Genomic DNA, 15,585 nt, shown 5'->3' with positions numbered 1-15,585 from the left:
TGAGGACAGCGCGCCGGGCGCAGAACAGCAGGTCACCGGGCTACGCGACTGCGAGGACGAGGCAGTGCGGGAGAACGATCCGTTGATGGCGGGGTTGGTCCCCGAGCCGGACCGGCGCGTCCGGATGCTGCTGGAGTCCGGCCGCCCGAACGCCGCGGGCCTCGCCTTCAAGCGGCTGATCGCGAACGGGGCCGACAACGTCGACGGCCAGTGGGACCCCTGCGTCGTGCTCGTGCACCGGGCGTACCTGGCGTGGCGGCTGGACCGGATCCCGCTCGCCCTCGACCTCGTCGCCGAGGGCTGGACCGGGCTCGACGTCGACCGGCCGCAGGGCGGTGCCGCCGCCCAGGCCTTGGGCATGCTCGGAGATCTGCTGCAGGCCGTCGGGCACCACGACGCCGCGCGCGAGCTGATCGCCCAGTCGGTCCAGGTCGCCCGGCGCTGCGGGGACCCGGGGGTCCTCGCGCACTGCCTGGAGAGGGAGGCGAACTGCTGGCAGCTGCAGGCCATGAACGCCGACGGCACCGCCGACGAATGCTTCCGCACAGCGCTGGAGCTCTTCGACGAAGCTCTGTCGCTGGCCTCCCCGGGACAGGTCCGCGATCGCGTCCAAGCGGGCAGCGCTCGGGCGTTGGCCGCACTCGGGAACCTCGCCGAAGCGGAGAGCCGGGCGGTGCAGGCGCTGACGGCGGGTGAGGAAGTGCAGGACCGCTACACCTCGGCGATCGCGAACTGGGTGCTCGCCGAGATCCGTCGGCACCAGGGCCGCCTGGAGGAGGCCCGGACGTTCGCCTGCCGAGCGGTCGAAACGGCGGAGTGGATCCGGGACACCCGCCTGCGGATGCGGTTCTCGCTGGCCCTGACCACGATCTGCCGGGAGCTGGAGGACGCCGCGGGGGAGGTCGCCGCGCTGCGCAGCCTCGTCGCCGCCAGCCGAACGGCGATGCGCGCGCTGCAGGTCGGACTCGGCCAGGCCGTGGAGCAGCGCCGCACGGCCATCCAGGCGCAGCGCCAGGAGTCCGCCGCGCAGCAGGACGCGCGCCGGGACCCGCTGACCGGCCTGCTCAACCGGCGCGGTGTGGCCTCGGCTGCCGATCAGATCGCGGTGCGGTGGTTGGTCGTGCTGGACGTCGACGACTTCAAGGAGATCAACGACACCGCGGGCCACGCCGCGGGCGACGCCGTGCTGCGGGAGCTGGCCCAGCTGCTGCGGCGCGAATGCCGCTCCGACGACCTGGTCTGCCGGTGGGCGGGCGACGAGTTCGTGGTGCTGCTCGCCGAGCCCGGCACCGACGGCCCCGCGCTGGCCGAGCGCATCCGCGCCGCGGTGGAGGCCCACGACTGGACGCCGCAGCTGGGCCCGAGAGCGCGACCGCCGACGATCAGCGTCGGTGTCGCCGCTGGCCCCACCGACTTCGGCCCGCTGTTCGCCGACGCCGACCGCGCCCTCTACCGGGCCAAGCGCGCTGGCCGCAACAGGATCGAGGTCGAAAGCGACCAGCCGCTCCCCCCGGCGCCGACCTGACCGCCCGGACTCAGCGAGCGGGCCAGGGGTGGGCGTCGCGGAGGAGGCCGAGCATCCCGGAGACGAGGCGCATCTGGTCGACCGTTCGGATGTCCGCTTCCAGCAGGCGGGGGCTGCACACCAGGACCGCCACCGACTGCGCTCTCGACAGCGCCACGTTCAAGCGGTTCCGGGACAGCAGGAAGTCCAGGCCGCGGGGAAGGTCGATCGCCGACGAGGACGTCATCGTGGTGATCACCACCGGGGCCTCCTGGCCTTGGAACCGGTCCACGGTGCCGACGCGCACGTCGCCGAAACCGGCGTCGGCCAGGGCTCGCGCGACCGTCCGGGCCTGCAGGTTGTACGGGGCCACCACGAGGAAGTCCGCGTCGGTCAGGGGACGGCCCTGCCACGTCCGGCCGTGCAGGTCCGCGATCACCGACACGACCTGCGCCGCTTCCTCGGGCGACCTCGTGGTGTTCCCGGTGTGCTCCACCGATGCGAGGTACAGGCCGGGGGCGAAGCCGTCGATCGCGCGGTTCGCGGACGGGTGGGAGTGCAGCAGACCCGCGTAGGACAGCCGGGAGACCGGCGCGCACACGGCCGGGTGCATGCGCCGCGTCTGGTCCAGGAAGTAGCCCAGCTCGGGCGGCATGATGTCCGCGTCGCCGATCAGGTGCCCCAGCGCCGAGGCCTCCGCACCCGCCGGGTGCGTGCCCTGCACGACCTGCGGCAGCTGCTGCGGATCGCCCAGCAGCACCAGGTTCTTCGCGCACATCGACACGGCCAGCGCGTCCGCGAGGGCGAACTGCCCGGCCTCGTCGATCACCAGCACGTCGAACGGTTCCTCGCGCACGGCGGCGTTCGCGAACGTCCACGCGGTGCCGCCGACCAGGTGCCCGTCGTCGTGCTCGGCGCGCCACTTGGCCAGCGCGTTGTTCGTCTTCGGCTGCTCCCACGGCAGATCGGGGTCCGGCGTCCGGCGCGGTCTTTTCGCGCACGCCATCGACGGCGCGTTGCCGAGCGCGGCGGAGAGCACGTTCTCCACGGCCTTGTGGCTGTTGGACGTCACGCCGACCGTCCGCCCGGATCGCACGAGGTGCGCGATCAGCTTGCCCGCCAAGTACGTCTTGCCCGCTCCGGGCGGGCCCTGCACCGCGAGCACCGACCCGTCGAGCGCGTCGACCGCCTCGATCACGGTGGCCACCGGGTCCTCGCCGGGGGCGGGCAGCGCACCGCCGCCGCGCAACCGCGGGATCCGGCGCAGCAGGTCCACGCCCGGATGTGCGGGCAGCTCGGGGAGCCCCTCCCCGACGAGCCGGGCGAGGTCGGCCACGGCCTCGTCCTTCGGTGCGGGCCGCACCGGGCTGCCGGGCAGGACCGCGACCGGGTGTTCGTCCGACGTGCCGTCCGGTGTGCTGCTCTCCTCCAACGTCAGCTCGACCGCCGACGCCGCAACGACTTTCGCGTCCCGCGCATCGGCGCCGTACCGCAGCCGCACGCTGTCGCCGACCGAGAACGGGTGCGGCCGGTCCGGGTCGCACGCCACGGTGAGCGTGCGCTTGGCCGTGCGCAGCCGTCCCGTCGGCGGCACCCACTCCCCGGCGGACACCGACACCGGCACCGCGCAGGTCGTGTCCACCTCCAGGTCGCCGACCGGGGCGGCGAGCTGCCGGAAGAACTCCCACCACGCCGGGTTCGTCTCGCGGCGGTGGTAGCCGACGGAGGCGGCGAGCAGCGCGCGGGCGCGGTCGTCCGGGGTGAAGTCGGCGGGATCGTCGGGCAGGCCGTCGAGCAGCGGGTCGACCAGCGCTGCCAGCGCGGCCGCGCGTTCGGCCCGGCGCTGCGCGGCCTCTTCCTCCTCCGTCCGCCGGATCAGGGCGTCCACTTCGGACTCCGGTTCCGGGGTGGCGAGCTCGATGCCCGCTTCTTCGCGGACGCGGTGCAGGAACTCCAGCAGCCGCAACGTGGACACGCAGTCGTACTCGTTGTACTCGGCGATGCCGCGCAGCACCTCGTCGGCTTCTTCGGTGTCACCGGCCTTGGCGAGCGTCAGGTAGTCCTCGTATGCCTCGATGCTCGACGCGGCCGTCTTCACGTCGCCGTCGCGGGCTTCCGGCATGTACAGCGGTTCGAGGTACTTGATGGAGTACGAGCGCTGGCCGACGCGCAAGGCCTTGCGCACCACGGCGTACAGGTCGATCATCCGGCCGCTGCGCAGCAGCTCGTCCACGGCTTCCTCGCGGGTGCCGTGCACCGCGGCGAGCCGCTTGACGGCCGTGACCTCGTACGGCGCGTAGTGGAAGACGTGCGCGTCCGGATCGTCGGCGAGCCTGGCCGTGGCGAAGTCGATGAACTCCTCGAAGGCGCGCTTCTCCTGGGCGCGCGTGTGCGCCCAGAACGGTGTGAAGCGCGCGTCGGGCGTGACGGCGCCGAACAGGTACTCCAGCCCGGTGCCGCCGAGCGCGTACGGGTCGCCCTCCATGTCGAAGAAGACGTCGCCCGGGCTCGGCGGCGGCAGCTCGGCCAGCGCCGACGGGTCGACGACCTCGTACGCCAGCTCGCCGGTCCGGTCCTGCCGCACCTGGATCGCGGCCTGAGCGCGCAAGGTCGCGAACGTGCCCGCCGACATGTCGCGCGGCCGGTCCGCGGGCTCGGCGGCGGCGAGCGCGTCGATCGTGCCGAGCCCGGCCGTCACGAGCTTGCGCCGCTGTTCGCCGCGCATGCCCGCGACCAGCGACAGGTCCCGGTCCGCCTCCCGCGCGGACGAGCAGTGGTCGGCGAACGCGCAGCCGGTGCAGGCGGGGCGTTCGTCGGCCCACATGCGCTCCGGCAGCTGTGGCGGCCGCGCGACGAGCCGGTCGCGGAGGCGGTCGAGCAGCGGCAGGAAGTCGTCGACGCGGAGGCTGCGCGTGGTGCCGTCGCCGAGCAGCAGGTGCATCTGCGGCCCGGTCGGCCACCCCGCGCGGCGCAGCGCGTCGGCGTACGCGGTGAGCTGCACGACGGCGGAGGGCTTGGCGTGCCGCGCGAGCTTCGTGTCGTAGACCTCGTAGCGGCCCTGGTCGTCGCGGAGCAGGAAGTCGGCGCGGCCGGAGAACTCGCCGTCCTGGAAGACGGCCTGGTAGACCACCGGCGCGCCCGCCCGCAGCGCCTCCTCGGTGGCCTTCGCGGCGGCGGCCTGGTCGCGCTCGTCGATCTCGACCACGGTCGTGCGCTCGGCGCGCAGCCGTTCGAGCGTCGCTTCCTCGTGCGCGCGGCCGTGCTTGACGGCCAGCTTGTCGGGCCCGGAGCTCGGGCGCGGTGCGCCGGGCAGTCCCGCCGCCCACGCTTGCTTGAGGATGCTGCGGTGCTCGCATTCGAGCAGGTCGGCGAGGTCGGACGGGGTGTACATCGCCAGGGAGTCTTGCACGCCCGCCCGACCGGGGCGGCGCCCTGGGTGCCGACACGCCGCGGCTCGCCAGGCCGCGCCTTTTTGCGAAACGGTTGTTATGTGAATTCTGTGGCAGAATCGCGGGGTGGCCAGGACGAGGGGCGATGGCGGGGGCGAGCCGGTCGCGCAGCGCGGTCGCCCGGCCGGTGACCGCGCCGCGAGGCGGGCGGAGCTGCTGGCGGCGGCGACGGCGGTGATCGCGCAGGAGGGCTACGCCAGCGCATCGCTGCGCAAGGTCGCCCAGCGCGCGGGGTGCACGACCGGGACGGTGACCTACTACTTCGCCAACAGGGAAGAACTGGTCACCGCGCTGGCCGAGAGCCGGTTCGACAGCTACGACGAGATGCTGGAGTCCGTCCGGGCCCGCGGTGACGTCAAAGCGCTCTTCGAGCGGTGGTTGTCGCACACCACCGGCGATCCCGAGTTCTGGCCGGTGATGTCCCAGCTGCTCTCCCACGCGCGGTACGAACCGGCGCTCGCCGCCGTCATCGAGCAGCGCTACGCGCGCTACCGCGAGGTGCACGCGAAGATCCTCGCCGACGGGCAAGCGCGGGGCGCCGTCCGCGACGACATCCCCGCCGACCTGCTCGCGGACCAGCTCGCCGCGATGGGCGACGGCTGGATGATGATGTTCCCCTTCGAGTCCGAGCGGTTCACGCCGACCCGGGTCCGGGCGCTCGTCGACGCCGTCCTGACCCTGATCGCCCCCGTCCGGTGATCAAGGGTCTACATCGGACTGCACGTGGCGGAACGGTTTTCCGCGTCAGTCCTCTGCGGACGTTCGGGTCCTGAACCCGGCAGCGCTCCTCCCGCCCGGGGCCGGGCACCGCGAAGATACGATGGTCCGGTAGCCGCAGACGCAAGAGCCGCTGGCCCGTGATCGCTGCTCCGCATCCGGCGCCGAGGCCGGACGGGAAGATCATGAGCACGGGTAGAGAGCCGAGCCTCACCGAGGTCGTCATGGAGCACGTGCGCTCCGCCGTCGTCGAAGGCACGATGCGCCCGCAGGAGTGGTACAGCGTCTACCAGCTCGCCGACGAGCTCGGCGTCTCGCGCTCCCCGGTCCGCGAGGGCCTCCTGCGGCTGGAGGAAGCCGGACTCATCCGCTTCGTGCGCAACCGCGGCTTCCAGATCATCCCCACGACGCCCGAGGACGTCGCGGAGATCTTCTCCATCCGCCTCGCCCTCGAGGTCCCCGCCGCGCACCGCGCCGCCCTGTACGCCGACGAGTCCTTCGCCGCTGAGGCGGCGGAACTGCGCGAGCAGATGTGCGAGGCGGCCGAGCAGGACGACGAACCGCGCTTCTTCGCCGTCGACCAGCAGCTGCACGGCATCGTGCTCACGGCCGGGAGCATGCGGCGCGGTCACCGGATCGTCGACCAGCTGCGGGTCTCGACGCGGCTGCTCGGGGATTCGACGGCGGGCCGGAGCCGGGAGTACCCCGACATCATCGGCGAGCACGATCCGATCGTCGCGGCGATCCTCGCCGGGGACGGCCCCGGCGCGGCCCGCGCGATGCGGGACCACCTCGAAGCCACCGCCGTCCTGCTGATCGGTCAAGCGCTGCACTACGCGGAGCGGTCCGAGGACCCCCAGGACCTCTGGACCCGGTTGCGGGCGGGTTTCGACTCCTGAGCTCACGGCTGCTCGTCGGTCTCCTTCGGGAGGTACTGCAGGGCGAAGGCGGCCAGCGCGCAGACCGTCGCCGCGCTGAACGCCGACCAGTTGAGCGCGGACGCGGCACCGCTGACGAGCCCGGGGCTGAGCAGGACCACGCCGAGCAGCTGGCCGAACACGATGAGCGCGCCGAGCGCGAGGAACGCGGCGAGGGCGATCCAGAAGACGAATTCGAGGGCCTTCTTCACAGCGGATCCTCTCAGCTCGGAATCGGCAGCCAGCCCATGGCGATGAGCCAGGCGATGGCGATGACGGGGACGACGAACCAGACGATGAGCGGGATGAACGTCTTCTGCGGGCTCACCTCGGCCATGCCGGAGGCCAGGTAGATCGGCGCGCCCACCGGTGGGGAGGCGCCCTCGGTGGAGGTGCAGATCAGGAGCGCGCAGATGGCCACCACGGACGGGACGTCGACGGTGCCCAGGGCGATGACCGCCGGAGCTGCGATGGCCGCTGCGGTCGCCGTCGAGGACAGCGGCGTGGCCACCAGGACCGCGGTGAGGCAGACGACGAGGACGAGCAGGGGTTTGGGCAGGTCCATCCGGGCCAGCGCCTCGGACAGCTGCGGTCCGACCCCGAGCTCGCTCATGATGTTCGAGGCGGCCAGGGCGGCGAACAGCGAGATGCCCACCGTGGCGAACTGCGGTGCTTCCGCCCGGATCGCCCGGCGCAGGTGCCCCCAGTTGCCGCGCAGGCGCTTCCGGCCCTCGACGAGCGCGATCAGCGAGATCAGGATCGGCACCCAGACGATGATGGAGATCTCGCCCATCGCCGCTTCGCCGATCCGGGTTTCGGCCTCCAGCCAGTTGAACAGCGGCCCGAAGGTGAGCAGGACCGGGATCAGGATCCCGGCGAAGATCGTCGTCGAGGTCCACCCGGTGGACAGCGCCTGGCGGAAGGTGGCGAGGTGCCGGGAGTCGGTGCGCTGGATGCCGTCGCGGCGGGTCCAGACGAACACGACGAGCATGCGGTAGAGCACGCAGTAGGCACCGGCGACGAACAGCGAGACGTAGACGTCACCGGCGCTGACGCCGACGGCGGCCGGGGTCGCCAGGATGATGAACATGGTCGAGTTCGGCGGCAGCGAGACGCCGAGCCCGGAGTTGCCCGCCACCAGGGTGGCGGCGCGCGTGCCCGACCAGCCGTTCTCCTTCATCCACGGGATCGTCACCGAGCCGACGGTGGCGGCGTTGCCCGCGGTCGACCCGGCGACGAGCCCGATGGCCGCCGAACCCGCCGTCGAGACGTAGGCCGCTCCGCCGCGCAGGCGGCCGAAGACGGAGTTGAAGATCTGGATGAGCCGTTCGATGAGGCCGGTGGCCGAGACGATCACGCCCATGAAGACGAAGGCCATACCGGCGAACGTCACGTCGTTGTCGAGAGCGCCCCAGACCCCTGTCCACAGCAGCGACAGCGCGTCCTTGCCGCCGACGAGCGCGGTGGCCAGCAGGGCCACCAGCAGGGACTCGGAGATCGGTCTCCGGAGCGGGACGTTCATCACGACGGTGACCGCGATGAAGACCAGCAGCGCGAGGATGCCCATCGTGTTTCACCTGTTTCTTCGGGTGGTCACCCGCTCAGCGCGGAGCGGGGTGCTGCGGTTGCTCAGGAGTTCGCGTCGAGTGCTCGGCGGAGCAGTTGCGCGAGGTGGAGGCCCTGCTTCTGAGCCGGGCCGTGCTCGCGGATCTGCGTGCGGCAGGAGTAGCCGTCGGCGAGCACGACGGCCTCCGCGTCGAGTTCGCGGATGCGCGGGAGCAGTTCCCGCTCCGCGAGGCGGCGGGAGAGCTCGGCGTGACCGGGCTCGAAGCCCCAGTTCCCGGCGAGCCCGCAGCAACCGGTCTCGACCTCGGACTCCTCGACGCCCAGCCGGGCCAACGTCGTCCCGGTGCCCGCGTGGCCGCGGCGGGACCGCTCGTGGCAGTGGACCTGGGACAGCGCCGGGACCGGCAGCCTCCCGAAGGGCCAGTCCGCGTCGTCGACGTGCCGGGCCACGAGGTCGCCGAGCGTGACGACCTGCTCGGCCAGCCGGTGCGAGCGCGGGTCTTCGGCGAGGAGTTCGGGAGCCTCCTCGGTGAGCATCGACGCGCAGGACGGTTCGAGGACGACGACCGGGGTGCGGCCGTCGATCCACGCGTCGAGCGAGTTCAGGGTGTGGGCGAGGACCTGCTTCGTCCGCGCGAGCTGGCCGGTCGAGTGCCAGGTCAGCCCGCAGCAGAGGAACCCGCGCGGAACGACCACCTCGTAGCCGAGCGCGGTGAGTGCGGAGTGGGCGTCGGCGGCCACGTCCGCGTCCAGGTGGTTGGTGAAGCTGTCCGGCCAGAGCACCACCGTCCCGCGGGAACCGCGCTCGCTGGCGGCGCGGAAGCGCCTGGACTTCGACAGCGACTGGAAGCTGCGCGGGGAGAAGCGGATCATCGAGCGGCTGGCGTCGACTCCGCCGAGCCGCATCACGACCTTCGCCACGGGGCGGACGGACAGGAGGGCGTTGACCGCTCGCGCCGCACCGGGGACGAGGTGCAGGAGCTTGCTGGTGAGCGGCAGCCAGCCCATCGAGTAGTGGGCCGCCGGGCGGCGCCGACCCGCGTAGTGCTGGTGGAGGAATTCCGCCTTGTAAGTGGCCATGTCGACGTTGACGGGGCATTCCGAGGCGCAGGCCCGGCACGAGAGGCACAGGTCGAGGGCGTCCTTGACGTCCTCGGAGCCGGTGCCCTCCGGGTAGAGGTCGCCGCGGAACATCTCGGAGAGGATGCGGGCCCGGCCGCGCGTGCTGTGCACCTCGTCGCGGGTGATCTGGAAGGAGGGGCACATCGCCCCTTCGTCCGAGCGGCAGGCGCCGACGCCCACGCACCGGTTGACGGCGTTGACGAGCGAGCCCCGGTCGTGGCTGAGCGCGTGCACGGGGATGAACTCCTTGCTGCGCTGCCCCGGAGCCGGGCGGATGCCGACGTCGACGGCATCGGGGTCGACGAGCACGCCGGGGTTGAGGACGCGGTCCGGGTCGAAGGCCGCCTTGAACGCGGCGAAGGCCGCGAGCACCTGCGGCGGGTACATCCGCGGCAGCAGAGCGGACCGGGCCCGACCGTCGCCGTGCTCGCCGGAGAGCGAACCGCCGTGGGCCGCGACGGTGGCGGCGGCGTCGGACATGAAGGCCCGGAAGACGTCGAGCCCGGCCTCGGTGCCGAGGTCGAAGGAGATGCGGATGTGCACGCAGCCCTCGCCGAAGTGCCCGAACGGGATGCCCCGCAAGCCGTGCTCGTCCAGCAGCGCGTAGAGATCGCGGAGGTAGTCGGCGAGCTGCTCGGGCGGCACGGCCGAGTCCTCCCAGTTCGGCCACGCCTCGCCGCCGTCGGGCAGCCGGGTGACGAGACCCGCCGCGGATTCCCGGATCCGCCAGAGCTGCCGCATCTCGGCCGGATCGGCGACGACGACGGAGTCCACGGTGCGGTGCTCGGGGTGGGAGTCGAACTCGGCCACGAGTTCCTCGGCGCGCTGCCGGGCGTCTTCGGCGGTTTCGCCGGTCGTCTCGCAGTAGAGCCAGCCGCCAGCCGGGCGCGGATCCCCGGCACCGCCGGGGAGGACGTCACCGGCGTCGCGGCCCTGGCTGATCCGCAGCACGTCGAGGAGGTCACCGCCCATGCCCTCGGAGGTCACCACACCGGGCCGCCGGGTCAGCGGTGCGGCTGCGGCGGCGTCGAAGACGGTGGGGAACGCGAGGACGGCCAGGGCCGTGGCCTCGGGCGCGGGAACGAGCCGGACGACGGCTTCGACGATGATGCCCAGCGTTCCTTCGGACCCGGCGAAGGCCTTGGCCGTGTCGAAGCCGTTCTCCGGGAGCAGGTGGTGCAGCCCGTACCCGGAGACCTGCCGGGGGAACTGCCCCAGGGTGGTGCGCAGCAGCGCGAGGTTCTCGTCCCGCAAGCCCCGGAGGGCGCGGTCGAGCTCGGGATCGCTCGTCCCGCCCCGCCGCAACGTGACCAGCTCGCCGTCGGCGCGCAGGACGGTGAGCTCGACGACGTTGTCCGCGGCAGTTCCCCAGGCCAGGGAGTGGGATCCGCAGGCGTTGTTGGCGATCATGCCGCCGACGGTGCACCGGCTGTGGGTCGAGGGGTCCGGCCCGTAGGTGAGGCCGTGCGGGGCCGCCGCCGCGCGCAGGGCGTCGCAGACGACGCCGGGTTCGATCCGGGCGGTGCGCGCCCCGGGGTCGATGTCGAGGATGCGGTTGAAGTGCCGGGAGGTGTCGATGACCAGGCCTTCGCCGATCCCGTTGCCCGCCACCGAGGTTCCGCCACCGCGAACGGTGATCGGCCACCCCTCCTCCCGGGCGATGCGCACCCCGGCCCGGATCTCCGCCAGGGTGCGGGGTTCGAGAACGGCCCGGGGCGCGCGGCGGAAGATCGAGGCGTCGGAGACGTAGGCGCCCAGCGCGGCGCGATCGGTGCGCAAGCGCGCGCGGGTGCCCTCGACGGACGCGGTCGTCACCGTGAGCTCTCCTTCCGGGGTGATCGGCGGTGACGTCCTGCCGCCGCAGGCGCACCCGCGGGGTGGCGCCCGACCCGAATCGTGGGCGCCGTCACCGACCGCAGGACAGTAACATGTTACTCGCGGAGGTTGGCAAGAGTTCGTTTCGCGACGGCCCCGCTGACCCGGCTCGCGCGGCGTTGACCTGCCTTTGTGGACTCGCGGCGGAAAAGCCCGCTCCCGGCGGGTTTCCGCGGCCGGTCCTCGACAGTGGACCTTCCCGGTGATCCGCGAAGCGTGCCGACCTGCCGCCAAGGCTCTCGGGTACGTCGCTGTTGAACGAGCGCTCGGTGGCGTCCTATCCCGAGCTGGGACGTACCGGTGTCCTGACTGTCCGTGATCGCATGGGGTGGAACGGGCTGCACGTGCCCGTCGCCCGGAGGAGGTGCGCAGCGGGGAAGGGGAGCAAGTCGGTCATGAGCTGCCTGCTGCCCGAGAATGTCGCGGAGCCCGACCGGCCGCATGCCGGGTGCGGTGGGGCCCACCGCACCCGGCATGACCGGTGCGCACGTGCGGCTAGCGCCTGTCGACGCCTGGTTTCTCGCGCTCTGCGGCGGGGATCTCGTCGCGCTCCCAGAAGTCGGCGCCGCGGATGTTCAGCGCCTTCGGGTCGAACACCGGGTCGAGTCCCTGCTTGCGCTGGCGCTCGAAGTCGCGCCAGATCTTGGAGACCAGCGGGAAGAGCAGGGCGAGGCAGGCGAGGTTGATCCACGCGAGGAGCCCGAGCCCGATGTCACCCACGGCCCAGATCAGCTTGGCGTTCACCACCGAACCGATGAAGACGATGGCGAGGGTGCCCAGCTTGAGCACCAGCTGCGCGCGCGGTCCGCGCCTGCCGTCGAGCAGGAAGAGCAGGTTCGAGTGGGCGACGTAGTAGTAGAGCAGCAGGCAGGTGAAGCCGAACAACAGCACTGCCACCGCGACGAATCCCGCGCCCCACCCGGGGACGAGGGTGTCGATCGCCGCCTGCACCCAGTTCGGCCCGGCTTCGCTGCCGGGCAGGTTGTTGACGAGGAACCCGCCGGAGCCGTCCGAGACGTTGAACTTCCCCGAGACGACCATCATCAGCCCGGTGGCCATGCAGATCAGCAGCACGTCGATGTAGATGCTGAAGGTCTGGACGAGGCCCTGCTTGCCGGGGTGCGAGGTGCGGGCGGCGGCCGCCGCGAAGGTGGCCTCGCCGAGCCCGTTGGCCGAGGCGAAGACGGCGCGGCGCACACCCCACGCGACGGCGGCGCCGACGATGCCGCCCAGCACCGGCTCGACGCCGAAGGCGGACCGCACGATCAGCAGGACCGCGTCGGGCACGCGGTCGACGTTCGCGAAGATCACGCCGAGCGCCAGCAGGAGGTAGCCGATCGCGAGCACCGGGACCAGGGTCTGGGTCACCTTGACGATCCGCGTGGTGCCGCCGAAGATCACCGCCGCGATCAGCCCGGTCACGAGGATCGCGGGGACCCACTTCGGGAGGGCGAAGGCCATCTGCGCGCTGGAGGCGATGGTGCTGACCTGGAAGCCGGGGAAGACGAAGCCGTACCCGACCAGGCCGATCACGGCCACGACGGCGCCGACCAGGGGGAGGCGGAGGCCGTGCTTGATGTAGTACGGCATGCCGCCGATGTCCTCGTCGGCCTTCTTGCGGTCTTCGTCGTCCACCTGGCGCTTGAACGTCTGCGCGAGGGTGGCCTCGGCGTAGCCGACGGTGCAGCCCACGATGCCGGTGACGGCCATCCAGAAGAGCGCTCCCGGTCCACCGGCGGCGATGGCGGTCGCGACACCGGCGATGCTGCCGACGCCGACCCGGCTGGCCAGGGCGAGGACGAGCGCCTGGAAGGACGAGAGCCCGCCCTCCTCCTCGTTGGTCTCGCACAGCTGCCGGATCATGTCCGGGATCCGGCGGAACTGGACGCCCCTGGTCGCGATCGTGTAAGCGATCCCGAGCCCGAGCACCACGTAGGCCATCGGCGCCCAGATCGCGTCCGAGATGGTCGAGAGGATCTCGGTCATCGGGCCACCTCCGGCGCGATCCGCTCCAGCGAGCGCCGGATGCGCTCGACCGCGTCAGCGGGCAGGGCGCTCATCGGGCGGCGCGGAACTCCTGCGGGCTCGCCCCGCAGTTCGAGCCCCGCCTTCACCGCGGCGATGAACGGCACCGAGATCATCGCGTCGATCACCGGGTACAGGGCCTTCCAGCGGGACAGGGCCCCGGTCAGGTCGCCCTCGGCGACCAGGCGGCTCACCTCGACGATCTCGTGCGGGACGACGTTCGCCGCGCCCGCCATGACGCCCGCGGCGCCTTCGGCGAGCGCGCTGTAGATGTAGGCGTCCCACCCGATGAACGTCCCGATCACGTCGCCGTGGTGGTGGATCAGCTGCAGCGCCTGTTCCCAGTTCGCGCTGGAGTCCTTGATGTAGCGGATGTTGCCCACCTCCTCGGCGAGCGAGCGGACCGTGTCGGGGTCGAGGTTGACGCCGGTCGCGGCCGGGATGTTGTAGAGCATGACCGGCAGGTCGACCGCTTCGGCGACGTCCTCGACGTAGGCGACGGTCTCCGGAACGGACATCGGCTCGTAGTACGGCGTCACCAGCATGAGGACGTCCGCGCCCGAGCGCTGCGCAGCGCGGGAGAGGCGGATGGCCTCGCGCGTCGAGGTCGCGCCGGTCTGGGCGATCACCGGTACGCGGCCAGCGGTCTGGTCGACGACGGTGTCGACGAGGCGGAGCCGCTCGTCCGGGGACAGCGCGCCGACCTCGGCGGTGGAGCCCGCCGCGACGACGCCGTCCACCCCGGCGTCGATGGAGCGGTCGACCAACCGCCGCAGCGCGGGCTCGTCGACCTCCTCGTCGCGGTCGAAGGGGGTGGCGAGGGCGGTGAGCACACCGCGGAGCTGGTTGGTCATGCGAAGGTCCTCTTCTGGGCGTTGCGAGCGGGGACGGACTTGTGCAGGGCGAGTGCGGTGCCTCCCGCGGTCTGCCGCTGGGTGGCGAGCACGCTGGCTGCTTCCTGGGCGGCGGAAAAGCCCGACGTGATCGAGGTTTCCGTGTAGAGGGTTCCGAGGTAGTCACCGGCGAGGAACACCCGGTCGGCGCCTCGTTGCAGGACGGGCTGGAGTTTCGCCCGGCCCGGGAAGGCGTACGGCGAGGCGACTTCCCACCGCTCGGCCTCGGCCTCGACGACCGTGTCGGAGAACCCGGGGTGGCCGAGCACCTGCTCGAGGTCGGACAGGTGCGTGCGCACGACCTCCTCGTCGCTCTTGTCCAGCAGCGCGCGCCCGAGGCTGGCGGGGGAGAAGGTCATGAAGCTGCCTCCGGGCCGGCGCACGGACTCGGAGCCGCGCACGATGCTCGCCTGGTTCAGCGCGATGGCGAAAGAGCGCTTGGGAGCGGCGATCGCGTAGATGTCGTCCCAGGGACGCGCCGACGTCTCGTCGGTCAGGAACGCCGAGCTGACGTGCGGGCCGTACTTGATCTGGCCGAGCGCTTCGCGGAGCTCGGTCGGGAGGTCCACACCGATCCGGTGCGTGACGTCGGCGGTCGTCGCCAGCACGGCGGTGCGCGCCTCGACCTCGCGATCGACGCCGTCCTGGCGGTACCGCACGACGACGGAATCCTTCCGCCGCACCACTTCCGCCACTTCGGCGCCGAGCTGCACGCGGTCGCGGAGCGCGGCCGCGATCGACTCCGTCAGGGTCGAGGGGCCGCCGACGATGCCCCGGTTGAGGCCCTGGCCGAAGCCGAGGACGAGGCTGAAGTAGCCGATGCCCGCCCCGGCCGAGATCTGGTCCATGTCCCCGGCCGACCGCGTCACCGTGGTCTTGAACAGAGCCGCGGCGTCCTCGGGCAGATCACCGACGAGGTCGGCGAACGACCGCTCGTTGGCGAAGTCGTAGATGCGCTGCTGGCGCATGGCACCGGATTCGCCCGCGCGCTTGCGGACGACACCGGTGTACCTGGCCACGTCGGCCACGACCCTCATCCCGGCGCGCACGGTGGCCACCCGCGACGCGAACGACATGGGGATGCGCAGCGGGTACGTCGCGATGTGCCCCTTGCGGAGGAACCTGCCGTTCATCGACAGGGCTTGCAGCGAACCCGGGATCTCGACGGCGGTCACGCCGACCTCGTTGAGCAGCGAGTCGGTCGACGAGCCCGGGCCCGCGAAGACGTGCCCGCCCCAGTTGAGCCAGTAGTCCCCGCGACGCTCGGAGCGGATCCGGCCGCCCACCCGGGAGGCGGACTCGAGCACGAGGGTGTCCCAGTGGCGCAGGCGCCAGGCGGCGGAGAGCCCGGCCAGCCCGGCGCCGACGACAACGGCGTCTTTCATGTGTGAATCCTTCGAGTGAAGATGAAGTACTGGGGCGCTCGAAGGCACGCGTCGCGGACGGTGCGTGGCGATGTCGCCCGGTACTGCAGGTGCGACGCTCGTGGGAGAACGACGCGTCGGTTCGTCCGAAGC

The 15,585-nt window shown here is 72.1% G+C and carries 10 protein-coding genes; 3 read left to right on the top strand and 7 right to left on the bottom strand.

The features are described from left to right. Positions 1-85 precede the first annotated feature (85 nt). Positions 86-1,525 (top strand): tetratricopeptide repeat-containing diguanylate cyclase, encoded by a 1,440-nt coding sequence (locus F1721_RS10460; protein WP_246154621.1) that lies wholly within the window; start codon positions 86-88, stop codon positions 1,523-1,525. A 10-nt stretch (positions 1,526-1,535) separates the two neighbouring features. Here F1721_RS10460 and F1721_RS10455 read toward each other — a convergent pair whose 3' ends face one another. Continuing rightward, positions 1,536-4,895 (bottom strand): TM0106 family RecB-like putative nuclease, encoded by a 3,360-nt coding sequence (locus tag F1721_RS10455; RefSeq protein ID WP_150066395.1) that lies wholly within the window; start codon positions 4,893-4,895, stop codon positions 1,536-1,538. A gap of 124 nt (positions 4,896-5,019) precedes the next feature. On the opposite strand from F1721_RS10455, the gene F1721_RS10450 reads away from it, so the two are divergent. Both F1721_RS10450 and F1721_RS10445 read left to right on the top strand, forming a co-directional pair. Continuing rightward, positions 5,020-5,652 carry a TetR/AcrR family transcriptional regulator gene (locus F1721_RS10450; RefSeq protein ID WP_150066394.1) on the top strand — a complete coding sequence of 211 codons (633 nt, stop codon included), beginning with the start codon at positions 5,020-5,022 and terminating at the stop codon, positions 5,650-5,652. A 203-nt stretch (positions 5,653-5,855) separates the two neighbouring features. After that, positions 5,856-6,569: a GntR family transcriptional regulator gene (locus F1721_RS10445; protein WP_150066393.1), complete on the top strand. Its 714-nt coding sequence runs from the start codon at positions 5,856-5,858 to the stop codon at positions 6,567-6,569. Between the two features lie 2 nt (positions 6,570-6,571). Here the strand turns inward: F1721_RS10445 and F1721_RS10440 are convergent, their stop codons facing one another. From F1721_RS10440 to F1721_RS10415, 6 genes are all read right to left on the bottom strand, one after another. Further along, entirely contained in the window at positions 6,572-6,799 is a 228-nt protein-coding gene (locus F1721_RS10440) for a hypothetical protein (protein ID WP_150066392.1), read from the bottom strand. A gap of 11 nt (positions 6,800-6,810) precedes the next feature. Next, a complete protein-coding gene (locus tag F1721_RS10435) occupies positions 6,811-8,154 on the bottom strand; it encodes a TRAP transporter large permease subunit (RefSeq protein ID WP_150066391.1) in 1,344 nt (447 codons plus the stop codon). A gap of 62 nt (positions 8,155-8,216) precedes the next feature. Then, positions 8,217-11,090, bottom strand: a complete 2,874-nt coding sequence (locus F1721_RS10430) for an FAD-binding and (Fe-S)-binding domain-containing protein (RefSeq protein ID WP_150066390.1) — start codon at positions 11,088-11,090, stop codon at positions 8,217-8,219. A 555-nt stretch (positions 11,091-11,645) separates the two neighbouring features. Further along, a complete protein-coding gene (locus F1721_RS10425) occupies positions 11,646-13,136 on the bottom strand; it encodes an alanine/glycine:cation symporter family protein (protein WP_150066389.1) in 1,491 nt (496 codons plus the stop codon). Continuing rightward, positions 13,133-14,029 (bottom strand): 4-hydroxy-tetrahydrodipicolinate synthase, encoded by an 897-nt coding sequence (dapA, locus tag F1721_RS10420; RefSeq protein ID WP_150066388.1) that lies wholly within the window; start codon positions 14,027-14,029, stop codon positions 13,133-13,135. Before dapA ends, F1721_RS10425 begins: the two co-directional genes overlap by 4 nt. Then, positions 14,026-15,453, bottom strand: a complete 1,428-nt coding sequence (locus tag F1721_RS10415) for a protoporphyrinogen/coproporphyrinogen oxidase (protein ID WP_150066387.1) — start codon at positions 15,451-15,453, stop codon at positions 14,026-14,028. Before F1721_RS10415 ends, dapA begins: the two co-directional genes overlap by 4 nt. Positions 15,454-15,585 lie beyond the last annotated feature (132 nt).

The sequence above is a fragment of the Saccharopolyspora hirsuta genome (genome assembly GCF_008630535.1).
GTDB lineage: Bacteria > Actinomycetota > Actinomycetes > Mycobacteriales > Pseudonocardiaceae > Saccharopolyspora > Saccharopolyspora hirsuta.
The sequence above is the reverse complement of the archived record's forward strand: the minus strand, read 5'-3'. Positions and strand labels throughout refer to the sequence as shown.